This window comes from Methyloparacoccus murrellii, assembly GCF_054657115.1.
Map to the genome: position 1 here is coordinate 20,751 of NZ_BAAHXD010000024.1, position 22,160 is coordinate 42,910.

Annotated in this window: 22 protein-coding genes and 1 tRNA gene; 11 read left to right on the top strand and 12 right to left on the bottom strand. The window is 65.8% G+C overall.

Features of this window, described 5'->3' with window-relative positions; all coding sequences use genetic code 11:
* Positions 1–64: 64 nt before the first annotated feature.
* The 4 genes from ACYQ1H_RS08550 to ACYQ1H_RS08565 all read left to right on the top strand — a co-directional run bounded on the left by ACYQ1H_RS08550 (position 65) and on the right by ACYQ1H_RS08565 (position 3,307).
* Positions 65–907 carry a cytochrome c family protein gene (locus tag ACYQ1H_RS08550; protein WP_460027624.1) on the top strand — a complete coding sequence of 281 codons (843 nt, stop codon included), beginning with the start codon at positions 65–67 and terminating at the stop codon, positions 905–907.
* A 143-nt stretch (positions 908–1,050) separates the two neighbouring features.
* Positions 1,051–2,412 (top strand): alkaline phosphatase family protein, encoded by a 1,362-nt coding sequence (locus ACYQ1H_RS08555; protein ID WP_460027625.1) that lies wholly within the window; start codon positions 1,051–1,053, stop codon positions 2,410–2,412.
* A 77-nt stretch (positions 2,413–2,489) separates the two neighbouring features.
* Entirely contained in the window at positions 2,490–2,885 is a 396-nt protein-coding gene (locus ACYQ1H_RS08560) for a hypothetical protein (RefSeq protein WP_460027626.1), read from the top strand.
* Between the two features lie 218 nt (positions 2,886–3,103).
* Positions 3,104–3,307: a YgaP family membrane protein gene (locus tag ACYQ1H_RS08565; RefSeq protein ID WP_460027627.1), complete on the top strand. Its 204-nt coding sequence runs from the start codon at positions 3,104–3,106 to the stop codon at positions 3,305–3,307.
* Between the two features lie 159 nt (positions 3,308–3,466).
* Here ACYQ1H_RS08565 and ACYQ1H_RS08570 read toward each other — a convergent pair whose 3' ends face one another.
* Genes ACYQ1H_RS08570 through minC form a run of 4 tightly spaced genes read right to left on the bottom strand, consistent with a single transcriptional unit; the run spans position 3,467 to position 5,603 of the window.
* Positions 3,467–3,682 carry a winged helix-turn-helix domain-containing protein gene (locus tag ACYQ1H_RS08570; protein ID WP_460027628.1) on the bottom strand — a complete coding sequence of 72 codons (216 nt, stop codon included), beginning with the start codon at positions 3,680–3,682 and terminating at the stop codon, positions 3,467–3,469.
* A 56-nt stretch (positions 3,683–3,738) separates the two neighbouring features.
* Positions 3,739–4,020 (bottom strand): cell division topological specificity factor MinE, encoded by a 282-nt coding sequence (gene minE / locus ACYQ1H_RS08575; RefSeq protein WP_460027629.1) that lies wholly within the window; start codon positions 4,018–4,020, stop codon positions 3,739–3,741.
* Positions 4,017–4,832, bottom strand: coding sequence for a septum site-determining protein MinD (gene minD / locus ACYQ1H_RS08580; protein ID WP_460027630.1), 816 nt, complete (start codon positions 4,830–4,832; stop codon positions 4,017–4,019). The genes minE and minD overlap by 4 nt, the downstream gene beginning before the upstream one ends.
* 30 nt (positions 4,833–4,862) lie before the next feature.
* Entirely contained in the window at positions 4,863–5,603 is a 741-nt protein-coding gene (minC, locus tag ACYQ1H_RS08585) for a septum site-determining protein MinC (protein ID WP_460027631.1), read from the bottom strand.
* 56 nt (positions 5,604–5,659) lie between these two features.
* Here minC and ACYQ1H_RS08590 point away from each other — a divergent pair, with 56 nt between their 5' ends.
* Positions 5,660–6,901, top strand: coding sequence for an alkaline phosphatase family protein (locus ACYQ1H_RS08590; RefSeq protein ID WP_460027632.1), 1,242 nt, complete (start codon positions 5,660–5,662; stop codon positions 6,899–6,901).
* Positions 6,902–6,971: 70 nt separating this feature from the next.
* Here the strand turns inward: ACYQ1H_RS08590 and ACYQ1H_RS08595 are convergent, their stop codons facing one another.
* The gene (locus ACYQ1H_RS08595; RefSeq protein WP_460027633.1) at positions 6,972–7,823 is read right to left on the bottom strand and encodes an MlaA family lipoprotein; all 852 of its coding nucleotides are present in this window, start codon (positions 7,821–7,823) and stop codon (positions 6,972–6,974) included.
* Between the two features lie 163 nt (positions 7,824–7,986).
* On the opposite strand from ACYQ1H_RS08595, the gene rnt reads away from it, so the two are divergent.
* Positions 7,987–8,601 (top strand): ribonuclease T, encoded by a 615-nt coding sequence (gene rnt, locus ACYQ1H_RS08600; RefSeq protein WP_460027634.1) that lies wholly within the window; start codon positions 7,987–7,989, stop codon positions 8,599–8,601.
* 33 nt (positions 8,602–8,634) lie between these two features.
* On the opposite strand, the gene grxD is transcribed toward rnt, so the two are convergent.
* Positions 8,635–8,964, bottom strand: a complete 330-nt coding sequence (grxD, locus tag ACYQ1H_RS08605; RefSeq protein WP_460027635.1) for a Grx4 family monothiol glutaredoxin — start codon at positions 8,962–8,964, stop codon at positions 8,635–8,637.
* 201 nt (positions 8,965–9,165) lie between these two features.
* Between grxD and ACYQ1H_RS08610 the strand changes: the two genes are divergently transcribed.
* Complete coding sequence (locus tag ACYQ1H_RS08610) at positions 9,166–10,185, top strand: isocitrate/isopropylmalate dehydrogenase family protein (protein ID WP_460027636.1); 1,020 nt, start codon at positions 9,166–9,168, stop codon at positions 10,183–10,185.
* An 86-nt stretch (positions 10,186–10,271) separates the two neighbouring features.
* Positions 10,272–10,347 (top strand) — tRNA-Glu (locus ACYQ1H_RS08615).
* A 135-nt stretch (positions 10,348–10,482) separates the two neighbouring features.
* Here the strand turns inward: ACYQ1H_RS08615 and ACYQ1H_RS08620 are convergent.
* The 3 genes from ACYQ1H_RS08620 to ACYQ1H_RS08630 form a co-directional block, all read right to left on the bottom strand.
* A complete protein-coding gene (locus ACYQ1H_RS08620) occupies positions 10,483–10,989 on the bottom strand; it encodes a globin domain-containing protein (RefSeq protein WP_460027637.1) in 507 nt (168 codons plus the stop codon).
* A gap of 158 nt (positions 10,990–11,147) precedes the next feature.
* A complete protein-coding gene (locus ACYQ1H_RS08625) occupies positions 11,148–11,903 on the bottom strand; it encodes a rhomboid family intramembrane serine protease (RefSeq protein WP_460027638.1) in 756 nt (251 codons plus the stop codon).
* A 125-nt stretch (positions 11,904–12,028) separates the two neighbouring features.
* Complete coding sequence (locus ACYQ1H_RS08630; protein WP_460027639.1) at positions 12,029–14,230, bottom strand: primosomal protein N'; 2,202 nt, start codon at positions 14,228–14,230, stop codon at positions 12,029–12,031.
* Positions 14,231–14,578: 348 nt separating this feature from the next.
* Between ACYQ1H_RS08630 and ACYQ1H_RS08635 the strand changes: the two genes are divergently transcribed.
* The 3 genes from ACYQ1H_RS08635 (at position 14,579) to ACYQ1H_RS08645 (ending at position 18,390) form a co-directional block, all read left to right on the top strand.
* On the top strand, positions 14,579–15,169 hold the full coding sequence (locus ACYQ1H_RS08635; protein WP_460027640.1) for an HNH endonuclease: 591 nt from the start codon (positions 14,579–14,581) through the stop codon (positions 15,167–15,169).
* 130 nt (positions 15,170–15,299) lie between these two features.
* Complete coding sequence (locus ACYQ1H_RS08640; protein WP_460027641.1) at positions 15,300–17,951, top strand: cation-translocating P-type ATPase; 2,652 nt, start codon at positions 15,300–15,302, stop codon at positions 17,949–17,951.
* A gap of 49 nt (positions 17,952–18,000) precedes the next feature.
* Positions 18,001–18,390, top strand: a complete 390-nt coding sequence (locus ACYQ1H_RS08645) for a hypothetical protein (RefSeq protein ID WP_460027642.1) — start codon at positions 18,001–18,003, stop codon at positions 18,388–18,390.
* A 22-nt stretch (positions 18,391–18,412) separates the two neighbouring features.
* Here the strand turns inward: ACYQ1H_RS08645 and prmC are convergent, their stop codons facing one another.
* From prmC to hemA, 3 genes are read right to left on the bottom strand one after another with little or no spacing between them, the layout of a single operon-like run.
* Positions 18,413–19,714, bottom strand: coding sequence for a peptide chain release factor N(5)-glutamine methyltransferase (gene prmC / locus ACYQ1H_RS08650; protein ID WP_460027643.1), 1,302 nt, complete (start codon positions 19,712–19,714; stop codon positions 18,413–18,415).
* 3 nt (positions 19,715–19,717) lie between these two features.
* On the bottom strand, positions 19,718–20,800 hold the full coding sequence (gene prfA / locus ACYQ1H_RS08655) for a peptide chain release factor 1 (RefSeq protein ID WP_460027644.1): 1,083 nt from the start codon (positions 20,798–20,800) through the stop codon (positions 19,718–19,720).
* A 3-nt stretch (positions 20,801–20,803) separates the two neighbouring features.
* On the bottom strand, positions 20,804–22,063 hold the full coding sequence (hemA, locus tag ACYQ1H_RS08660) for a glutamyl-tRNA reductase (RefSeq protein ID WP_460027645.1): 1,260 nt from the start codon (positions 22,061–22,063) through the stop codon (positions 20,804–20,806).
* Positions 22,064–22,160 lie beyond the last annotated feature (97 nt).

Consider the following 22,160-nt stretch of genomic DNA (forward strand, 5'->3'; position numbering starts at 1 on the left):
GCCAGAATTAAGCGATGGGGTGATCCGCATGCGAAACATTGCTACATGCCGACGGGGCCATGCCATGCTCCGGCCGTGGTGCCTGATGGTATCGCTGGTCTTGCTGTCGCTGGCCGGTCGCGCCGTGGCGCTGCAACTGCCGTCTCCGATCTCCCTGGCGAAGGACGCCAGCCTGAGGAGCCAGACGGTGGAGGTCATCGAGCCGCATGCGACCACGCTGGAGCGGCCTGTCCGCATCGCCTATGTCGGCGTACCGATGCGGGAGGCGTTGACGCGGTGGTTCGGCGAATCCTGGCAGCGGCCGGGAACCGAGGTGGTGTTTCTGGCCGAGGATGGCTATGCCTCGGCCATCCCCGCCGAGAAGCTGGCCCGCCAGCCGGCCTACCTGACCTACGCCCGCGCCGATGGAGCCCCCTTCGAACTGGATAACTGGGAGCAGCGCGAAAGGGTGCCGCTGGCGCCTTACTATCTGGTCTGGGATAACCTCCGGGTGCCGGCACTGCAGCATGACGGTTCGTCCGGCTGGCCGTATCAGGTCACCCACATCCGTTTGCGCCAGCCAGGCGACGATGCCGCGTTGCGGTTGCCGCATGCCGATCTGGAGACGGCGCTGGGCCTGAAGGACACGGTGACGAACTGTCTCACCTGTCACCACCTGCGCGGCTTCGGCGGCGAGAAGTTTCACGAGGACCTGTCCGTCAGTCTTTGCCGTTGGCCCGATGCCGAACTGGTGCGCTGGATGCTCGAGCCGTCCCGCTTCCGTCCGGGCACCAGCATGCCCGCCCTCAACCGCGCCTGGCCGGACGAGGAGCGCCGCCTGGTTGCCCACCGCATCGCCCGCTACCTGGATGGCGTGCGGCGGTCCGATCCCAGGATTTGCGCGAGGGACGCGGGTAAACCGCACTGACCCGTTGAGCCGGCTTGATTCCCCCGGTCGACGGGGCGTCGGTCGGGCGATAGCCTCGGGTCCGGTGAAACTTGAGCGCTTCCTAGCCTGTCCCTGACGGAGTGCTTCTGCGGCAGTGCCGGCTTATCCTCCATGACCGTCCCATGTATCGAAATGCCTTGATCCTGCTTGCCGGCCTGCTTGGCGCGGGCCATGCCGTAACCTCCCTTGCCGATCCTGCCGCCCCGGGCCGGCTTTCCAGGCTGGAAAACATCGTGGTGATCTACCTCGAGAACCACAGTTTCGACAATCTCTACGGGCTGTTCCCGGACGCCGATGGTCTGGCCGGTGCCGCCAGGGAAAGCACGCTTCAGACCGACCGGCAGGGCCGGCCGTTTGCCGTCCTGCCGCGCGTCATGAGTACCTGGACGCAGCCCCCGACGCCTGATCCACGCTTTCCCGAGCGCTTGCCGAACCGGCCCTTCGGGATCGATCGATATGCGCCGCCGACGGAGCGGATCGGCGATCCCACGCACCGCTTCTACCAGCATCAGGCGCAGATCAACGGCGGCCGGATGGATCGTTTCGTCGCCGAATCCAATGTCGGCGCGCTGGTGATGGGATATTACGATGGCCGGCGGCTGCCGCTGTGGGATTGGGCCAGGCGCTATATCTTGGCGGACCGCTTTTTCGCGGCGGCGTTCGGTGGTTCGTTCCTCAACCACCTGTGGCTGACCTGCGCCTGTACCCCGAGGCATCCGCAACCGCCGCAAGACAATACCGCCGTGCTCGACGCCCAGGGAAAGCTGCTCAGGGATGGCGCCTATACGCCCGATGGCTATGCGGTCAACACCCTCTATCCGCCCTTCAGCCCGCGCAGTCCCAAGGCCGACACTCCCGGCAAGGTATTGCCGCCCCAGGTTCAGCCCACCATCGGCGATCGGCTGTCGGACAAGGGTGTGACCTGGGCCTGGTATGCGGGCGGCTGGGACGACGCCTTGGCCGGCCGCGCGGACCCGAGCTTCCAGTATCACCACCAGCCCTATGCCTATTTCAGGCGCTACGCCGATGGCACACCGGATCGTGCCCGGCATCTGAAGGACGAGCGGGACTTTCTGGGGGCCATCCGCCGGGGCCGCTTGCCGGCAGTGGCGTTCTACAAGCCCCTGGGACGCTACAACGAGCATCCCGGGGATGCGGATGTCTTCGCCGGCGAGCAGAAAACGGCCGGGATACTGGCCATGCTGGAGAAGAGCCCGCAATGGCCGCACATGCTGGTCATCGTTACCTATGACGAGCACGGCGGCTTCTGGGATCATGTGCCGCCGCCGGTGGGCGACCGCTTTGGACCGGGCAGCCGTGTTCCCGCGCTGCTGATTTCGCCGTTCACGCGCGGCGGGCGCATCGACCACACGATCTACGACGCGACCGCGATACTGAAGCTGATCGAAACCCGCTTTGACCTGGAGCCCCTGGGGCGGCGCGATGCCGCGGCGGCGAACCTTGCCGATGCCTTAAGGTTCTGACTCCGGTCAAGCAACGGCATCCGGCCATTTTGTTATAGTCCGCGCTGCCAGTTAACCATCTTCCATGTGAGGCCATTGTGGAATCAAATCTCGTCAAGGGCATGATCGGTTTTGCCATCCTGATGATCGTGGGCTTCGTGATCGTGGGCACCACGCGGGAAACCCAGCAGGAGAAGATTCAGGGGGCATTCCTGCAAACGTCCGGCATGCTGAACAGCCTTGCGCTGGACAAATGCTCGGAGGCGGCGCGCAAGGAAATCGGTACCCATCCCTACACGCCGTCCGAATCCCAGAGCGACAGCATGACCTATGTCAGCCTGGTCTGGAACAGCGTTGGCTCCGCGAAGCGGGTGGAGTGCCGCTACATGCTGGATCAGGGCATAACCCTGCTGAAGATCGACGACCGCACCCTGATCGAGAAGACGGCGCCGGTGACGGCCGCGCCAGCCGCCCCGCAATCCGGCCATCATTGATGCCTGGGGCGGGCGGCCCGCCAGCGGCGCTGCGCCCGGCTCGTCATGGGCGTGACGATGGGGCGCCCGCCGCCATCGTCAGGCTTCCCGTTCAGAAAGTGCTTGACATGTCCGTCTCTGGTTTGACATGGTCCAGTGCCCCGCCGATCGTGTGCGGCACGATCCGGCATGCTCGGCGCGGACCCTTGTCCTAACCAATCCTATCGAGGGGTGTCATCATGAATCTGCCACAGAATGTCGGGAAGACGGACAAGTATCTGCGGATCGGCGCCGGTCTTGGGCTGCTGGCCCTGGCGCTGAGCGGCATCATAGGCGTCTGGGGCTATATCGGCATCGTGCCGCTGCTGACCGGTCTCCTTAACACCTGCCCGGCCTATTCGCTGCTGGGGATCAATACGCGCACTGTCGATCGGAGCGAATGAGGTCTGGCATCGCGGCTTGCGCCGGCATGCTGCCGGATTCGATAGCCTTGCGCCCCTGAGCAAGCGGGGCAACGCGGGAGATGCCTGGCCGGCCTGGCGATGGCTGGCATCTCCCGGCCGGTAATGCCCGTACTTGGCTGAACCGGGGCGACGGCGGGTTTATGATTCGCGCAGGCTGAAAAACTCGTTCTTGCCTTTCAGCTCGACGCGGATCTTGCCTTCCCGGGCCAGCCAGCCGATGGCGCGCTGGATTTCATGGCGCTCCAGCCCTGTTGCCTCGATCAGTTTGGTGGCGCTGGCGTTCGGTGTTGCCTGCAGTGCGGTCCAGACCTTGCCGGCAGCGGCTCCCAGGGCTTCGTTGAATGCGTCGCTCATGATGCGGGTTCTCCGGTGAGGTTGTGACGGTATCCGTGGGCTTTACGTCCCCGCGTTCACAGGGCGGAACGCCGCCGGGGAGGTGTCTCCTCCGGCAGCACAATGTTGAGCTCGAGGACCTCGCGGTTCTCGTCCTGTTCCATGTTGACCGTGATGGCGTTCTGTTCAACATGGACATACTTGCGGATGACGTCCAGCAATTCCCTTTGCAGATCGGCGAGATAGGCGGGCTGGTTGCGTTCCGCCCGGCGTTCGTGGGCGACCAGGATCTGTAGTCGCTCCTTGGCGACCGAGGCGGACTTCGGTCGCGAGGACCGGAAATAATCCATCAGGTTCATGCCTTACCCCCGAACAGGCGGCCGAACAGGCCTTTCTTCTCCGCCTCGATGAAGCGGTGCGCAATATTCTCGCCGAGATAGCGGCCGACGACATCCTGATAGGCCTGACCGGCATCGCTTTTCTCGTCCATTACCACCGGCACGCCGGAGTTGGAGGCGTTCAGCACCGCCTTGGATTCCGGGATCACGCCAAGAAGATGCAGGGACAGGATTTCCTGGACATCGTCGACGCTCAGCATCTCGCCGAGCTTGACGCGTTGCGGCGAATAGCGGGTCAGCAGCAGGTACTCGCGGATCGGCTCCTGGTTGGCCTCCGCCCGCCGCGACTTGCTGGCCAGGAGTCCCAGCATGCGGTCGGAGTCGCGCACCGAGGAAACCTCCGGGTTGGTCACCACGATGGCGTCGTCGGCAAAATACATAGCAAGATGCGCACCGCGTTCGATGCCGGCCGGCGAGTCACAGACGATATAGTCAAAATTCTCCGACAGTTCGTTCAGCACGCGCTCGACGCCTTCCTGCGTCAGGGCATCCTTGTCGCGGGTCTGGGAGGCCGGCAGGATGAACAGGTTCTCGCAGCGTTTGTCCTTGATCAGGGCCTGGTTCAGGCTGGCTTCATTGTTGATGACATTGACGAAGTCGTAGACCACTCGCCGCTCGCAGCCCATGATCAGGTCGAGGTTGCGCAGGCCGATATCGAAATCGACCACCGCTGTGCGGTGACCGCGCAGCGCCAGGCCCATGGCGACCGCCGCGCTGGTGGTGGTTTTGCCGACTCCGCCTTTGCCGGAGGTCACGACGATGATTCTTGCCACGAAAAGTCTCCCGATGGTGGTAGCAGTGATTCAGAGTGGTGCGATGACCAGGGCGTCGTCCTGGAGGTAGATCTGCACCAGCTTGCCCCGGAGGGCGTCTTCCTCGTTCTCGCTGGTGCGGTAATGGCCGCCGATGGCGACCAGCTGGGCCTGCAGGTCGGAGCAGAAGATGCGGGCCTCGAGATTGCCCTGCACGCCGGCCAGGGCCCGGCCCTTGAGTGGCCCGTAGACGTGAATGTTGCCGTCGGCCATGATCTCGGCGCCCGGGCTGACCTGTGCCAGCACGATGAGGTCGCCGCCGCTGGCATAGACCCGCTGACCCGAGCGTACCGGCTGGTCGATGACCTTGGTGCTGGCAGCTGCGGGCCGGGGCGGTGGCGGTACGCGGCGGCGCTCCGGCGCTTTCGCCTCGGCGGCAGGCGCTGGCTCGGCGCGCACTTCGGCGAGCACGGCGATCTTTTCCGCCTGCGCCGCCTTCTGCTGGTCCGCTGTGCCGCCGCGCATGCCGACCGGCACCAGGGCGTGTTCCTGGAGCATGCCCAGCAGGGCGATGAAATCCAGCTCCAGTTTCTGGCTGGCGGACAGATCGCCGAGGTCGACGATGATGGGGGCGTGGCGAAAGAATTCCGGCGCCTTGCCCAGCTTCTGGGCGAGCTGCAGGTCCACCTCGGCCAGGTCGCTGGTATGGACCTTGAGGATCGGCAGGGTGATGGAGCCGGACTTCAGCTCGACCGCGGCGGTGCTGTGGGTGGCGGGAGGATTGGCGGACATGGGGAGATTGGGCGCCGGTCTGGCTTGGAATGATAATCTGCCAGCATTCTAACATCGTGCCAAAGCATCTGAACATGAACGGGTTTGTCGCGCCATCCGGGCCCGGGAGCGCCGGCTGGCGGCAGGATTTCAGAGCGTTGCGGCCCGACTACGCGGGCGGCAGCATCGTCAATCTGATGAGTTCGCTGGTGCTGGGCCTGGGAGGCGATGCTACCGGTCATGAGCCGCTGGCGCTGTTGCCGCCGGAGGAAGTCCGCGACTATCGCCAGGTTGCTCTGATCGTTGTCGACGGTCTGGGCGATGCCTTGCTGACGCATCTGGCCGCCGATTCGTATCTGGCCACCAGTCGGCGCGGTACGCTGACCTCGGTATTCCCCTCCACCACCGCTGCCGCGGTGACGACCTTCCTGACCGGGCTGGCGCCGCAGCAGCACGGTCTGACGGGCTGGCACATGTACTTTCGCGAGCTGGGTGCCGTGCTCGCGGTGTTGCCGGGCAGGCCCCGCTTTGGTGGCGTCCCGCTGGGGCAGGCCGGCATCGCGGTCGACCGTTTCTTCGGTCACCGGCCGGTCTTCGAGCGGCTGCCGGTCCCGAGCCAGGTGCTGTCACCGGCCCTGATCGCGCATTCCGATTTCAATCGTGGCCATTGCCGGCCGGCGGCCGTCACGGGGTATGCCTCGATGGCCGAATTTTTCCAAGGTCTGGTCGACAGCCTTTCCCGTCCGCAAGGCCGACGTTTCGTCTATGGATACTGGTCGGAGCTGGATCATATTGCCCACGTCTCGGGGCCGTTCGGCACCGAGGCGTTGACGCATTTCCGCCAGTGGGATGCTTGCTGGGCCGATGCTCTGGCGGCTCTTGCCCGCCGTGGCGACACATTGCTGATCGTGTCGGCGGACCATGGCTTCGTCGAGGCGACGCCCGCCCGTACCGTAAGGCTGGAGGAGCACGCCGAGCTGCAGGATTGCCTGGTGCTGCCGCTCTGCGGCGAGCCGCGGCTCGCCTATGCCTACGTCAGGCCCGGGCGCGTCAGGGCTTTCGAGCGCTACCTCGGACGTTATCTTGCCGATGTGCTGGAGTGCCAGGCCAGCGAGACCCTGATCGCGCAGGGCTGGTTCGGCCCGGGTGCTCCTCACCCCCGGCTGGCCGAACGGGTGGGCGACTATACCCTGGTGATGAAGGAGAACTACGTGATTCTGGACAGGTTGCCGACCGAGCGACCGCTGGCCCTGCAGGGGGTTCACGGCGGCGTCAGCGCCCTGGAAATGACGGTGCCGCTGGTGGTGGCCAGCCGTTGATACACGGCGGGGAGGCGCTCGGCGGCGCGGTCCGCCAGGCTGGCGCCGGGCCGGCCCGCGATGTCCGGTGTCAGTGGCGGATGGTCTGCGGCGGGGGATTGCCGGCATCCTTGGCTGGCGCCGGGCTGTCATTGTCCAGGCCTTCGAGATCCAGGTCCATCTGCCGTTCCAGTTCCTCGTCCAGCGGCGGGTGGCCATCGTGGATGACGAAATTGCGCTGCTGGAAGTAGGCGTTGCGGATGAACTCGTAGCGGTCCACCGATGCCTCGTCCATGATCTTGGACGCGCTCAGCAGGTCTGCGCGCTGGTCGGTCAGGCGCAGTGCGCCGGATCCCAGGACGATCCAGTCCGTGAAGTGCCAGCCGGACATGCTGTACCCCGCCATCGGCGTGATCCAGTTGATCGGATTGGCAGCGGTGTCACCCGCGATACCGAAAAGACCGCGCGGTGTGCTCGGTCCCAGCAGCGGCAACACCATGTAGGGGCCCGAAGGAATGCCCCAGACGGCCAGGGTCTGGTCGAAATCCTCGTTGTGCTTGGCCAGGTTCATCTTGCTGGCGACATCGACGAAGCCGGCGAGGCCGACCGTGGAGTTCACGAAGAAGCGGCCGATATCCTTGCCCGTTTGCAGCAGCTTGAACTGCAACAGGTCGTTGCCGATGACGGTGATGTCCTCGACATTGTTGTAGAAGTTGGTGACGCCCTGGTCGACGACCGATGGCGTGACTTTCTTGTAACCGGTGGCGACCGGCTTCATGACGTAGTCATCAAGCTTGTCGTTGAAGTTCTGCACGCCGCGGTTCCAGTTTTCCAGTGGGTCGCGTTCGTCCTTCTTGGTGGCGTTCGACGAGCAGCCTGCCAGCAACGACAGGGCCAGCAGGGATGCCAGGGAAGGCGATGTGTACGGAGGACGTCTAATCATGATGGGACCCGACAGGACATTCGCGCGATTGAGGTCATGGCTTTCCGGCATACCCGAAGAGACGACCCGCCTGAGTTGGCAAATTGGGGCAATATAATAAGCTTCGCTTGGACAGTCGAGCATAAATTGTACTCAGCCCATGCAGCAACATGAAAAGCCCCTCATGGCTCGACGGTTTCGGGGCTATCTGCCCGTCGTCGTCGACATCGAGACATCCGGCTTCAATCCCAGGCAGAACGCTGTCCTGGAGATAGCCGCCGTCATCACCCGGATGGATGACCAGGGCCAGCTGACGCTGGCCAGCACCCATGCCCGTCATGTGAAACCCTTTCCGGGCGCCAAGCTGGAGGCTTCCGCCCTCAGCTTCAACAAGATCGACCCGTTCCACCCGTTTCGGCTGGCGGTGGATGAAAGGGATGCGTTGCAGGAGATTTTTCAACCCATCCGCGTGGCCGTGCGCGAGAACGGTTGCACACGCGCCATCCTGGTGGGCCACAATCCGGCCTTCGACATCGCCTTCCTGAACGCAGCCGTCGAGCGGGCTGGCGTCAAGAAGAATCCCTTTCATCCGTTTGGCACGTTCGATACCGCCACCCTCAGCGGCCTGGCCTATGGTCAGACGGTGCTGGCCAAGGCCGTGCAGGCTGCCGGCATGGACTGGGACAACGACGAGGCCCATTCCGCGGTTTACGATGCCGAGCAGACCGCAAGGCTGTTCTGCGGCATCGTAAACCGCTGGCAGTACCTGCAATCGCTGACGATTCGCGAATCTCCCTGAACGGCGACGGCAACCGGCGGAGAACTGGTCTGGCTAGTCGTCCGTCGAGCCAGCGGTCGCGTCCTGCAGCATCTTCTGGAGTTCACCCTGCTGGAACAGATCCATGATGATGTCGCAGCCGCCGACCAGTTCGCCCTTGATGTAGAGCTGGGGGTAGGTGGGCCAGTTGGAATAGGTCTTCAGGGCGTCCCGCAGTTCGGGATCCTCGAAGATGTTGACGTGGGTGAAGTGCGCCCCGCAATGTTGCAGGATCTGCACGGCGCGGCCGGAAAAACCGCACTGCGGGAAGGCCGGGGTTCCCTTCATGTAGAGCAGGACAGGGTTCCCGGCCAGCTGCGACTCGATACGCTCAATGACATCCATTGACAGACTCTCCGCAAAGATAAAAACCCAGTAAATTTATCAGAATATCGCCTGGGGCGGTACCGGCGATGTCCATCGCGCGCATGGCATGCCGTTCTCTCCCTGCGGCGAACAGCTTGTCCACCGGTCCATGCCTTAACTCGGGCGCGACCCTGGTGGATAATGGATCATCCACTTTCACCACGATAACCGGAGTCTCGCATGCACCGAATTACCCTGATCCCTGGCGACGGCATTGGCCCTGCGATCGTCGAGGCGGCGGTGCAGGTCATCGACGCCACCGGCGTGTCGATCGACTGGGACCGCCAGCTGGCGGGCATGGCTGCCGTCGAACAGCTGGGTAATCCGCTGCCCGAGGAAACGCTGGCATCCATTCGCGCCAACCGGCTGTGCCTGAAGGGACCGCTGACCACCCCGGTCGGCGGCGGTTATCGCAGCGTCAATGTCACCCTGCGCCAGGCCTTCAACCTCTACGCCAATGTGCGTCCGGCCGTATCCTTCGAGGGAACCGACACCATTTTCAGGGACGTCAACCTGATGACCGTGCGCGAGAATACCGAAGGGCTCTACGCCGGCATCGAGCATTTCATCCAGGTCGATGGCGAGAAGATCGCCGCCGAGAGTGTCGCTGTCGTCACCCGCAAGGGCTGTGAGCGCATCATCCGCTATGCCTTCGACTACGCCCGCAAGGCCCAGCGCAAGCGGGTCACCCTGGTGCACAAGGCCAACATTCTCAAGTGTACCTCCGGTCTGTTCCTGGAAATCGGGCGCGAGATCGCCAAGGAATATCCGGACATCGCCTTCGACGACCGTATCGTCGACGCCTGCTGCATGCAGTTGGTCATGAAACCCGAGAGTTTCGACGTCATCGTTACCACCAACCTGTTCGGCGACATCCTCTCCGATTTGGCGGCGGGCCTGATCGGCGGGCTTGGGCTGACCGCCGGCGCCAACATTGGCACCGACGCCGCCATCTTCGAGGCCGTTCATGGCAGCGCGCCCGACATTGCCGACAAGGGCATTGCCAATCCCACGGCCATGATTCTCGCCGGCGCCATGATGCTCGAACACCTCGGCGAACTCGCCGCTGCGCGCCGCATCGAGCAGGCCGTTCGCGACGTCATCCGCGAGGGCAAGTCGGTGACGCCGGACATCAAGCCGGGCTCCACCTGCGGAACCCGCGACATCGCTGCAGCCATCATCGACAAGGTCAGGGGCTGAGGTCGGCGCCGTTTCACCGCGCGGTAGCTCGCTGACGGCTTGCCGGTAATCGCGGCTCGCGTTAAAATCTGCGCTTATTCCTGACTGTCCCCTTCGTCTAGCGGTCCAGGACTCCGCCCTCTCACGGCGGCAACAGGGGTTCGAACCCCCTAGGGGACGCCAATTCAGTGGCTGACAGCAAACCCGAGTTTTCGGGGATCCTGGCCTGCCGCGATCCGCAACCGCCCTCGGGCGGTTTTTTGTTGTTCGGCTCCCCGCGCGGCGCGGGCCTTCCCTGGCCCGACAGCGACGCCCCCCTCAGCGGCCGAAGAGCGCCTCGCGAATATTGCGCGAGGCGTTGAGCGCGGCTTCGGAAAGCTCGTCGGCGACCTCCATCTGCCGGAAGGTATCGCGCAAATGGTCCAGGATCACGTCGAAATGCCGGTCCCGCAGCCCCTTGTCGAAGAATTGGGCGAATGCCTCGCGGAGATCGGGGGCTTCCCCTGCCTCATCGTCTCCCCGCAGGGCCACGGTCAGGAATGACTTGTGCTTCGCCCCCTGGTCCGCCCGGCTGACCCCGAACAGGAAGTAGTTGATGCGCGGGTCGCTCATCAGCTTGTCCGTCAGGATGTCGACGGCATTCTGGATGGCTTCGTCGCCGCCCAGCTGCTCGCGCAGCGAGGCGGCCTCGGCTATCACCGGTTCCGGCTTGCGACCCTTGTCCTGCTTGCCGGCCGCCGGTTCCGGTTCCGCGGGCGGAGTCTCCTCGACAATGGTTTCGTCCTCGGCCGGGACTTCGGCGGTGATCTCGGTTTCTTCGCTCATGGGGTTCTCCTCAATATTCTTGACCGAATCGGTTTGTTGTTCTGCGAGGTCGCTGGCGGCGAGCGGTACCGGCCTGGAGGGACGCGGGTGTCACGTGGTCCAGAGACCGGAACACATTGTTTCAGAATTGTCACAGGGGCTCCAGTCTTGGCCGACGGTCACCACGGACGTGAAGGCGGGCGGCCATGAAGCAGGTGATCGAGCAACAGATCCTCGCGGGCCATGGGCCTGACCAGCAGGAGGCCAGCGACGAAACCGCCCGCATGGGCCCAAAAGGCAACACCCCCACCGGCTTCCTGCAATGCCGGAATGCCCGAGGCCAGCTGGATGACGAACCAGTAGCCGAGCATGAAGATGGCGGGTACCACGATGGTCGTGGCGTAAAAGCCCAGGAAGACGAAGGTGATGATGCGGGCATGGGGATAGAGCCGGGCATAGCCGCCCATGACGCCGCCGATCGCGCCGGAGGCGCCCACCATGGGGATGGCAGCGGCGGGATTCGAAAGCATCTGCGCCAGGGCCGCGGCCAGCCCGCAGAGGAGATAGAAACCCCAGAACCGGACCGGCCCCATGGCGTCCTCGACGTTGTCGCCGAACACCCAGAGAAACCACAGGTTGCCGATGAGGTGGAACCAGCCCCCGTGCAGAAACATGTGGGTTACCAGGGTCAAGGCCGATCCGCCTCCTGCTTCGAGCCGGCAGGCCAGTCCCTCGCCCAGCGGAATCAGGCTGCCCGGTGCGGCAAGATGCAGCAGTTCGCCGGGAATCAGGCCCCAGCCGCAGAGCGAATGCGCCAACGGTGCCGCGCTGCCGAAGCCCTGAACCAGTCCCCATGCCGCCAGGTTGAAGCCGATGATGCTGATGACGGCGATCGGGGTGCGCAGGGTGGGATTCTCGTCACGCAAGGGAAACATGGAAAACCTCTCGGAGTCGTGATGTGGCGCGTCTGGTCCCGGGCACCCGGGCGTTGTTCGTGGGCTTCATGTTACGTGAACCCCGGCGGCAACGCGGTCTTGCCACGCGGCTCCATCGGCCAGGATCAGGCGAGGTCGATCGGGTCGACATCGACCGACCAGCGTACGCCGCGAGCCGATGCCAGCCCGGGAGCCTCGGCCACCAGGCAATCCAGCAGGCCGTGCAGCGTTCGCCGCTGTTCGGCCTGCAACAGCAGCTGCCATCGATGGCGATTGCCGCGCCGCGCCAGGGGGGCGGGTGCGGGGCCCAACGTCTGTAGCACCTGGCCGGTTTGCTCGCGTGCCCGTGCCGCGATGGCTTCCAGGAACTGCCGGGCCAGCGTGCTGTCCCGGGCATCTGCCCGCCACAGGGCTTGGTAGGCGTAGGGCGGCAGTCCGGCCGCTTGACGCTCGGCGAGGCAGGCGCGTGCGAAGGCCGGGTAGCCCTCCTGCACCAGTGCCAGCAGCAGGGGGTGAGCGGGATGGCGGGTCTGCAGGATGACCGTGCCGGGCCTGCTTTCCCGCCCCGCCCGGCCGGCGACCTGCAGGATCAGCTGGGCGGTGCGCTCGCCGGCCCGGAAGTCCGTGCTGTAGAGACCGGCATCGACGTCGAGGATGCCGACCAGGGTTACTCCGGGAAAATGATGGCCCTTGGCCAGCATCTGCGTGCCGATGAGCATGTCGACGTCACCGTTGTGGATGGCCTGCAGCATTTTTTCCAGGGCGCCCCGGCGGCGCGTGCTGTCCCGGTCGATACGGGCAATGCGGGCGCCCGGGAAACGTTCGGCCAGGGCTGCCTCGATCCGTTCGGTGCCCAGACCCAGCGGCCGCAGATCGCTGCCGGCGCAGTCGGGACAGCGCGCCGGCAGCGGGCGCTCGTAGCCGCAGTGATGGCAGCGCAGGCGGCTTTCCCGGGCATGTATCACCAGGCGCGCGTCGCAATGCCGGCAGGGCGCGACCCAGCCGCAATCGTGGCAGATCAGGGTCGGGGCAAAGCCGCGCCGGTTGACGAACAGCAGCGTCTGCTCGCCGCGCGCGAGGGTTTTGGCCATCCGGGCCATGAGGCCAGCGGACAGGCCTTCCTGCAGCGGCTGGGCGCGAATGTCGAGCACCTGAAAGCGTGCCATCGCGGCATCGCCAGCGCGGTAGGGGAGCTGCAGATGCGCATAGCGACCCTGGGCCGCGTTCAGCAGGCTCTCCAGCGATGGCGTGGCGGACCCCAGGACAATGGGGATCCGGGTCTCGCTGGCGCGCTTGACCGCGACATCGCGCGCCGAAAAGCGGAATCCTTCCTGCTGCTTGAAGGCGCTGTCATGTTCCTCGTCCAGAACGATCAGGCCAAGGTTCCGCGCCGGGGTGAACACCGCCGACCGGGTACCAAGCAGTATGGCGGTTTCCCCGCGTTGCAGCGACAGCCAGGCCCGGTGCCGCTCGCCATCGGGCAGCGCTGAGTGAAAGCGGGCGATGGGGACCGCAAACCGGGCCCGGAAGCGGGCCTCCAGCTGTGGCGTCAGATTGATCTCCGGCAGCAGGATCATGACCTGCCGGCCGTGTGCCAGCACGGCCTCCGTCAGGCGTAGGTAGACCTCGGTCTTGCCGCTGCCGGTGACGCCCTCGAGGAGGAAGGCCCGGTAGCCGTCCAACGCTGCCCGGACGGCGTCGACGGCGGCGGCTTGGTGGGCATTCAGGGTGAGTGCCGGACTGGGATGAGGCATCTCGCTGGCGGTGGGCGCGAAGGGCTCGGGTGTCGTTTCCCGCCATGTCGCCAGGCCCTTGCGCACCAGCGCCCGGGCCGTGGCGGCAAGGCCGGCATCGGCGAGCGCCTCGGCCGGCAAGCCGCTCGGTTGGTCGCGCAGCCGCCGCAGCAGCTCGGCCTGGCGGGGCGCCCGGCCGGGCGGTAACGTCGGTGCAACCGTGGTCTGGCAGAGTCGCCGGGAGACGGGTGGGCTGGCGGACGCTCCCTTGCGCAGCAGGGTTGCCAGCGCGGTGGCGATCACCTCGCCGATGGGATGGTGATAGTACTGGCTGGCCCAGGCCAGCAGGCCCAGGTCCCGGTCGCTCAGCAACGGGGTTTCGTCGAGCACGGCCAGCGCCGGGCGCAGCTTGTCGATCAACGTTTCCGGATTGTCCGCGAGCCCCACCAGCATGCCGACCTTGCGGCTGTGCCCGAACGGCAGTTCGAGGCGTATGCCGGGCTTCAGGCGCTCCGCCGGCACGTCCGGCGGAGGCAGGTAGTCGAACAACCGGTGCAGGGGTGCGGGGATGGCTACCTGCAAAATCAGGGGCATGACCACGGCTCGGGCTGGCGGCGCAGGCGCAGGCGCAGGCCTCGACCTCGGATCGGATAATGGCGGGTTTCCACACATTCTGTGGATAACGTTGTGGATGCCGGGTGCAAGAGAGGTCCCGAGGGGCGTGTTTGCTGGCGTTGGTCAAATTGACCGAAGTTTGGACGATTTTTCCCTGTCAAGCAAAATCAACAAGTTATGGTGGTGTGCCGGTTGGCGGATCTGGCGGGTGGGCAAAATTTCTGGTTGACAGACAATTTTTATACACTGTGCATAACTCAACGAACATTCAATCGCTTAGCTCAGACTCATGTTGTAACCGACACACTCGAAAGCGGAGGAGGAACGATGGAGATTTGTCAGCTGCAGGTGTTGCGCACCGATGCCTCGGGCATGCCGCTGGAATGGCTGGGCTACCAGGATGCCGCGAAACTGTATCACCTGGGCATGGTGGCCTATAGCTGTGGCACCCCGCTGTACACCCTGCGGGGGGGCGTCAACGCCAGGAGCGGTCGGCGCAGCCTGATCGAGGTCAACTCCATCATCGCCACCTACCATCACCACCGGAGCGGGCGCGGCATCGGTCCCGACTATGTGCCGCCGCTCAGCAATCCCGCCCTCTTTCGCCGCGACGACCACCTTTGTCTGTATTGCGGTTTCCCGTTCCGCCATGCCGACCTGTCCCGCGACCATGTCAAGCCGCTCAGCCAGGGGGGCGGGGATTGCTGGTCGAATGTGGTCACCGCCTGCAAGCGCTGCAATAACCACAAGGCCGGGCGGACGCCGGAACAGGCCGGCATGCAGCTGCTGGCCATCCCGTTCACGCCGACCCACGCGGAATATGTCTATCTCCAGGGGCGGCGGGTCCTCAGTGACCAGATGGAGTTCCTGCGGGCCCACTTTCCGCGCAAGAGTCCCCTGCACCGACGGCGATCCTGACCATCGGGCCGTCACGGTCGCGGCGATTCGGCCGTAAACTGCTCCCCGCCCGGCGACGCCGGGGCGGCGGCCTGGCCTGGCCCTGGCGTCGCCGGATCTGTCGCTGTCTTCCTGCCGCATTCCAAGGCTCATGAGTGCCCGTCACAAGAACCGACCGAAACCCGTTGTCGCGCCGCCCTGGCACTTGCTGGAGTCCTGGCAGACCGTCGCCTGGCTCAAGGTCGACCCCGGGCAGGGGCTCGGGCACGCGGAGGCGCGGGCGCGGCTGGCCGAGCATGGCCCGAACGAGATCCGCGAGCACAAGCCCCGCGGTCCGCTGCGAATGCTCCTCGGCCAGTTCGCCGACTTCATGATCATCGTGCTGATGCTGGCCGGTGTCGTGTCCGGCCTGATCGGCGAATTCTCCGACACCATCGCCATCATCGTCATCGTGGTGCTGAACGCGATCATCGGCTTCGTCCAGGAGTTTCGTGCCGAGCGCGCCGTCGCCGCGCTCAAGCGCCTGGCCAGTGCCTCGGCCCGGGTAAGGCGGGAAGGCCAATGGCAGACGCTGCCCGCCAAGGAACTGGTGCCCGGCGATCTGGTGATGCTGGAGGCCGGCAATGTCGTGCCGGCCGATCTGCGGCTGCTGGACGTTGCCCGGCTGAAAGTCGAGGAGGCGGCCCTGACCGGGGAATCCCACCCGGTCGAAAAGATGGATGTGCTGATCCGCGAGCTGGAGTCGCCGCTGGGCGACCGCACCAACATGGCCTACAAGGGCACCATCGCCACGTGTGGCCGGGCGGTGGGCGTCGTGATCGCCACGGGCATGGATACCGAGCTGGGCAGGATCGCGGAATTGCTGCACCGCGAGAAGGAAGCCCGCACACCGCTGCAGAACCGTCTCGCCAGCTTCGGCAAGCGGCTGGCGCTGCTGGTGCTGGCCATCTGCGCCATCATCTTCGGCGTGGGGCTGCTGCGCGGCGAGCCGCCGCTGCTGATGCTGCTGACCGCCATCAGCCTGGCGGTGGCGGCCATTCCCGAGGCATTGCCGGCGGTGGCGACGGTTTCCCTGGCCCTGGGGGCCCGCCGGATGGTGCAGAAGCAGGCCCTGATCCGGCGCCTGCCGGCGGTGGAAACCCTGGGCTCGGTCACCTACATCTGTTCCGACAAGACCGGTACCCTGACCCTCAACCGCATGCAGGTCGAGGCTTTCTTCTGCGAGGGGCGCCAGAGCAAGGGGCTGGACCCCGCGGTTTCCCCCCGGCTGTTGCAGGCCCTGGTACTGAACAATGACGCGCGTGCCGATGGGGATGGCCGGCTGGTCGGCGATCCGACCGAGATCGCGCTGTATGAAGCCGCCCGGTGGGCGGGCATCGATGGCCCGGCGGCCGTGGCGCAGAGCGAACGGCTGGACGAACTGCCCTTCGATTCCGAACGCAAGCGGATGACCACCCTGCATGTGCACGGGACACGTTTCGTGGCCTACATCAAGGGCGCCCCGGAAGCCTTGCTGCCGTTGTGCGTGAGCGAGTGGAGCGGGGGCGCCGCCCGGCCGCTGGCGATCGAACCGATTCTGGCTGCGGCCGAGCGGATGGCCGCCGGAGGGCTGCGCGTGCTGGCGCTGGCCTGCCGTGATTTCGCCCAGCGGCCGTCCGACTTCAGCGTGTCCACGATCGAGACGGAGCTGTGTTTCCTGGGGCTGGTCGGCCTGCTGGACCCGCCCCGTCCGGAGGCCCGCGAGGCCGTGCGACTGTGCCGGACGGCCGGCATTACCCCGGTCATGATCACCGGCGATCATCCGGCCACCGCGCGGGCCATCGCCATGCGGCTGGGCATGGCCGACGCGGACAGCCCGGTGCTGACCGGCGCCGAGCTGGCGAGCATGAGCCCGGAGACCTTCGCGGCCCAGGTGGCCACGGTGAGGCTCTATGCCCGCGTCGCGCCCGAGCAGAAGATCCGGATCGTCAAGGCGCTGCAGGGCCGGGGCGAATTCGTGGCGATGACCGGCGATGGTGTCAACGACGCGCCGGCGCTGCGGTCGGCCAACATCGGCATCGCCATGGGCAAGATCGGCACGGATGTGGCCAGGGAAGCCGCGCACATGGTGCTGCTGGACGACAATTTCGCCACCATCGTCGCGGCGGTGCGCGAGGGGCGCCGGATCTTCGACAATATCCGCAAGTTCATCAAGTACACCATGACCAGCAATTCGGCGGAGATCTGGACGCTGTTCCTGGCGCCGTTCCTGGGGCTGCCGATCCCGTTGCTGCCGATCCATATCCTGTGGATCAACCTGGTCACCGACGGCCTGCCAGGGCTCGCCCTGGCGGTGGAGCCCGAGGAGCGCGGCATCATGCAGCGCCCGCCGCGACCACCCCGGGAAAGCATCTTCGCCCACGGCATGTGGCAGCACATCCTCTGGATCGGGCTGTTGATGGCCGGGGTGTCGCTGTTTGCCCAGGGCTGGGCCTACCAGACCGGCTCCACGCACTGGCAGAGCATGGTGTTCACCGTGCTGACGCTGTCGCAGATGGGCCATGTGCTGGCCATCCGGTCGGAATGGGACTCCTTTTTCCGCCAGGGGCCGTTCTCCAACGGGCCGCTGCTGGGCGCGACGCTGCTGACCCTGGCCTTGCAGATGGCGGTACTGTACGTGCCATTCCTGCAGCCGATCTTCAGGACCGAGGCGCTGAGCGCCGGTGAACTGGGCTTCTGCCTGGGGCTTTCGGCCATCGTGTTCGTGGTGGTCGAGTGCGAGAAGTGGCTGCGTCGGCGCGGCTGGATTTACCGTGCGGAATGACCCTGGATACCCGGCCGGATCGCGGCCCTCGAGCGTTGGGAGACACACCATGAACCTGAGTCACCACCACCAGGCGCGCCGCCGCCTGCTCGCCGGACTGGCCGGGCTGTTGCTGGCTCTGCCGGCCGCGGCCGATGTGGGCGTCTACCTGGCGACCGTGGTGGCGATGGATGGCAGCTACGGCCTCTATGACACGCGGGGCGCCATCCTGGATGGCAGCTATCGCCTGCCGGTGGAAATCGAGGACGACCAGGTGACCCGCATCGTGTTACCGGATGGCGCCCGCCTGAACGTGGTGGGCGGGGTGTTGCACGGCCTGATGGCGACGGCGATGAGTTACGGCGGGCAGCGGTTCCGCATCGAGGTGACCGACGACCGGTTCCGGCGCGAGGATACCGCCAACGACGAAGTGTCCGACTCGCCGCCGGACGACGGCTGAGGGCTGCCGGCGCGCGCCTGGCTCAGGTTTCCTGCAACTGCAACGCCACTTCCCGCCAATCTCCGGGGCCGGTGATCCGGTAGCCGCGGAGTTCCAGCACGCCCTTGGTGTCGAGGCCCACGATCAGCCGCAGCACGTCGGGAAAGACATCCGCCGCGCATTCATCCGCCGTGGGCAGTGGCGGGCCATCCGGGCGGGAGCGGAGGATCGCGAACAGGTTCTCGCCGGCCGCCTCGAGCGACCGCGATGCCGACGCCAGGTTGCCCGGTTGCCAGGGCGAGGCACCATGGGGTGTGGCATTGACCGGGTGACAACTCAGGGGGCTCGTCCCCTTGGCGCCGACCAGCCCGGCAATCGGACATTCGGGCGAAAGCTGGGCCAGGTGCAGGATCTGGTTGACCAGCGGGCGGGGCAGGGCAATCGCGGTTTCGGGCATGGCTTGGGCCTGGATGGAGGGGGTTCCCTCGTATCTTGCCAGAGTGGCGCGGGGATGTCCCTGCAGGTCGCGGTGCGTGCGGATGTCGCGGTAGCCATGCCGGACCAGCAGCGCGGCCAGCGGGGTGGCCTGATCGTAGCCATGTTCCAGCAGCAGCGTGGCCCCCGGCTTCATGTGCGAGGGCGCGTCCCGGACGATGATGCGCAGGGCCTCCAGCCCGTCCGGGCCCGACGCCAGCGCCAGGGGCGGCTCATGGCGCAGGTCGCCCCGGGACAGGTGCGGGTCGTCCGCGGCGATGTAGGGCGGGTTGCTGACGATCAGGTCGAATCGTTCGTCCGGCGCCAGCGGCGCCAGCCAGTGGCCTGCGCGGAAGGCCACGTTGCCTGCGCGCAGCCGGGTCGCATTGGTCCGCGCGATCGCCAGCGCGGCGGGACTGGTATCGATGGCCACGATTCGGTCGTCGGGACGCTCCAGCCCCAGGGTGATGGCGATGATGCCGCTGCCGGTGCCGAGATCGAGGAGGGTGGCCGGTTGCCCGGCCGGCAGGACGGCCAGGGCCAGCTCGATCAGCAGCTCGGTTTCCGGTCGTGGGACCAGAACGCCCGGTGCGACATGGAACGTCCGCGACCAGAATTCCCGCAGACCAGTCAGGTAGGCGACAGGCCAGCCCTCGCGGCGGCTCTCGATCAGCGCCCGATACCGTTCCGCCGCTTCCGGCGCGAGAAGCCGTTCCGGCCAGGCGCGCAGGGTGGTGCGCCCGCAGCCCAGCACGTGTGTCAGCAGCACCTCGGCATCCAGGCCGGCGCTGGCCGAGTGGGCGGCCAGCACCGCGCATCCCCAGCGCAGTGCGCCGCCCATGGTTTCCGGCGCCGGGCTGGCGGCGGACACGGGCTATTCCTCGGACAGCTGGGCCAGCAGTTCGGCCTGGTGTTCGCGGATCAGTGGCTCGAGAACGGGGTCGAGATCGCCTGCCATGATGGATTCGAGCCGATACAGGGTCAGGTTGATGCGGTGATCGGTCAGCCGTCCTTGCGGAAAGTTGTAGGTGCGGATGCGTTCGGAACGGTCGCCGCTGCCGACCTGGAGCTTGCGCGAGGCGGCGATCTCGGCGGATTGCTTGTCCTGTTCGGCGGAGAGAATGCGCGATTGCAGCAGGGACATGGCGCGGGCACGATTCTTGTGCTGGGATCGCTCGTCCTGGCACTCGACCACCACGCCGGTCGGAAGGTGGGTGATGCGGATGGCGGACTCGGTCTTGTTGACGTGCTGGCCGCCGGCGCCGGAGGCGCGGTAGGTGTCGATCTTGAGATCGGCCGGGTTGATGTCGAATTCGATTTCCTCGACCTCCGGCAGCACGGCGACGGTGCAGGCCGAGGTATGGATGCGGCCCTGCGCCTCGGTTTCCGGCACCCGCTGCACGCGGTGGGTGCCGGCTTCGAACTTGAGCTGCGAGTAGACATCCTGGCCGCTGATGCGCAGGATGATTTCCTTGTAGCCGCCCAGTTCCCCCTCGCTTTCGCTGATGACCTCGGATTTCCAGCCTTTCTGCTCGGCATGGCGGAGGTACATCCGGTACAGATCGCCGGCGAACAGCGCGGCCTCCGCACCACCGGTGCCGGCGCGGATTTCCAGGAAGATGTTGCGCTCGTCGTTGGGGTCGCGGGGCAGCAGGAGAATCTGGAGTTGCTGCTCCAGCCGCGTCAGCCGGGCCTCGGCCTCGGCGAACTCCTCCCGGGCCATGGCGCGCACCTCCGGGTCCGGATCGTCGGCAAGGCTGCGCGCATAATCCTGCTCGTCCTGCGCCGTCCGGTATTGCCGGAAGGCGCTGACCAGCGGGTTGAGCTGGGCATACTCGCGGCTGAGGGTGCGGAAGCGGTTCTGGTCGTTCTGGGTCTCCGGCTCGGCGAGCAGGGCGGTGATTTCCTCGAAGCGCTGGTCGAGCTGCTCCAGCTTCTGGCGAATGGATGGTTTCACGAATCAGTGACTGTCCTTGAGTTGAAAGAGCTCGCGGGCGGCGGCGATGAGATCGTGCCGTTCGTGGATGCCGGCCTGCCTGAGCTGGGCGCTGGGGGCATGCATCAGCTTGTTGGTCAGCCGGTGGGCCAGCAGCTGCAAGGCTTCCTCGGGCGGGTGACCGGCCCTGAGCAGCCGTTGCGCCTGCGCCAGGGTCTGGTCGCGGAGTCGTTCGGCCTGTTCGCGCGTGTCCCGTATGGTACGGGTGGCGCCCTGGGCGCGCAGCCAGCCGAGGAAATGGACCACCTCGATGTCGATGATTTCCTCCGCCTGCTTGGCGGCTTCCTGGCGCGAGCGGAGATTCTCCTCGACCGTGTTGCGCAGGTCGTCGACGGTATACAGGTAGACATCGCGCAGTTGCTCGACCTCGGGCTCGATATCGCGCGGCACGGCGAGATCGACCATGAACATCGGCTTGTGGCGGCGTGCCCGGATGGCGCTTTCGACGCTGCCCTTGCCGAGGATGGGCAGCTGGCTGGCGGTGGAGGAGACGATGATGTCGGCGCGTGCCAGGTGGCGGGGCAGCTCGGCCAGCGAGATGGCGAAACCGTTGAATTGCTGGGCCAGGCTGTGGGCGCGGTCGTAGGTACGGTTGGCGATGATCAGTTCGCCCAGCCGGTTTTCCGTGAGGTGGCGCGCGGTCAGTTCGATGGTTTCGCCGGCGCCGATCAGGATCGCCGTCTGGTTGCTCAGATCCTCGAAAATGCGCTTGGCCAGCCGGACGGCGGCGAAGGCCACCGAGACGGGGCTGTTGCCGATGGCGGTGTCGGTGCGGACCTTCTTGGCGGCGGCGAAGGTGTGCTGGAACAGCTTGCCGAGCGTCTTGCCGAGTGTCCCGGCATCGCTGGCAGCCTGGTAGGCCGTCTTCATCTGTCCCAGAATCTGCGGCTCGCCGAGCACCATCGAATCCAGCCCCGAGGCCACCCGGAACATGTGGCGGATGGTGGCGCTGTCGGTGTGGGTGTAGAGGTAGGACTGGAAGTCGGCCGGCTCCAGGCCCTGTTCATGGGCGATCCAGTCCACCAGTTCCCGTCGTGTGTCGTGGGCCGTGCCGCAGTAGAGTTCGGTGCGGTTACAGGTGGAGAGGATGGCCGCCTCCTCGATGCCGGGCAGGCGGCTGAGCTTGCGCAGGGCATCCATCACCCGCTCGGTCGGAAAGACCAGGCGTTCCCGCACCGAAACCGGCGCTGTATTGTGATTGAGTCCCAAGGTGATGATGGCCATGCGGCTACAGCGTCTGTAATCAGACTATAATTCTAAGAATATTTGCCCTTTCCGGCCATGGATGCCCGGAAATTGCCTGGAGGAATCCTTCGGGCCC

What these genes read in the sequence shown, in the direction of transcription:
- ACYQ1H_RS08550 (WP_460027624.1), top strand. Translation starts at nt 65, where the DNA reads ATGCTCCGGCCGTGGTGCCTGATGGTATCGCTGGTCTTGCTGTCGCTG.
- ACYQ1H_RS08555 (WP_460027625.1), top strand. Translation starts at nt 1,051, where the DNA reads ATGTATCGAAATGCCTTGATCCTGCTTGCCGGCCTGCTTGGCGCGGGC.
- ACYQ1H_RS08565 (WP_460027627.1), top strand. Translation starts at nt 3,104, where the DNA reads ATGAATCTGCCACAGAATGTCGGGAAGACGGACAAGTATCTGCGGATC.
- ACYQ1H_RS08570 (WP_460027628.1), bottom strand. Translation starts at nt 3,682, where the DNA reads ATGAGCGACGCATTCAACGAAGCCCTGGGAGCCGCTGCCGGCAAGGTC.
- minE (WP_460027629.1), bottom strand. Translation starts at nt 4,020, where the DNA reads ATGAACCTGATGGATTATTTCCGGTCCTCGCGACCGAAGTCCGCCTCG.
- minC (WP_460027631.1), bottom strand. Translation starts at nt 5,603, where the DNA reads ATGTCCGCCAATCCTCCCGCCACCCACAGCACCGCCGCGGTCGAGCTG.
- ACYQ1H_RS08595 (WP_460027633.1), bottom strand. Translation starts at nt 7,823, where the DNA reads ATGATTAGACGTCCTCCGTACACATCGCCTTCCCTGGCATCCCTGCTG.
- rnt (WP_460027634.1), top strand. Translation starts at nt 7,987, where the DNA reads ATGGCTCGACGGTTTCGGGGCTATCTGCCCGTCGTCGTCGACATCGAG.
- grxD (WP_460027635.1), bottom strand. Translation starts at nt 8,964, where the DNA reads ATGGATGTCATTGAGCGTATCGAGTCGCAGCTGGCCGGGAACCCTGTC.
- ACYQ1H_RS08610 (WP_460027636.1), top strand. Translation starts at nt 9,166, where the DNA reads ATGCACCGAATTACCCTGATCCCTGGCGACGGCATTGGCCCTGCGATC.
- ACYQ1H_RS08620 (WP_460027637.1), bottom strand. Translation starts at nt 10,989, where the DNA reads ATGAGCGAAGAAACCGAGATCACCGCCGAAGTCCCGGCCGAGGACGAA.
- ACYQ1H_RS08625 (WP_460027638.1), bottom strand. Translation starts at nt 11,903, where the DNA reads ATGTTTCCCTTGCGTGACGAGAATCCCACCCTGCGCACCCCGATCGCC.
- ACYQ1H_RS08630 (WP_460027639.1), bottom strand. Translation starts at nt 14,230, where the DNA reads ATGCCCCTGATTTTGCAGGTAGCCATCCCCGCACCCCTGCACCGGTTG.
- ACYQ1H_RS08635 (WP_460027640.1), top strand. Translation starts at nt 14,579, where the DNA reads ATGGAGATTTGTCAGCTGCAGGTGTTGCGCACCGATGCCTCGGGCATG.
- ACYQ1H_RS08640 (WP_460027641.1), top strand. Translation starts at nt 15,300, where the DNA reads ATGAGTGCCCGTCACAAGAACCGACCGAAACCCGTTGTCGCGCCGCCC.
- ACYQ1H_RS08645 (WP_460027642.1), top strand. Translation starts at nt 18,001, where the DNA reads ATGAACCTGAGTCACCACCACCAGGCGCGCCGCCGCCTGCTCGCCGGA.
- hemA (WP_460027645.1), bottom strand. Translation starts at nt 22,063, where the DNA reads ATGGCCATCATCACCTTGGGACTCAATCACAATACAGCGCCGGTTTCG.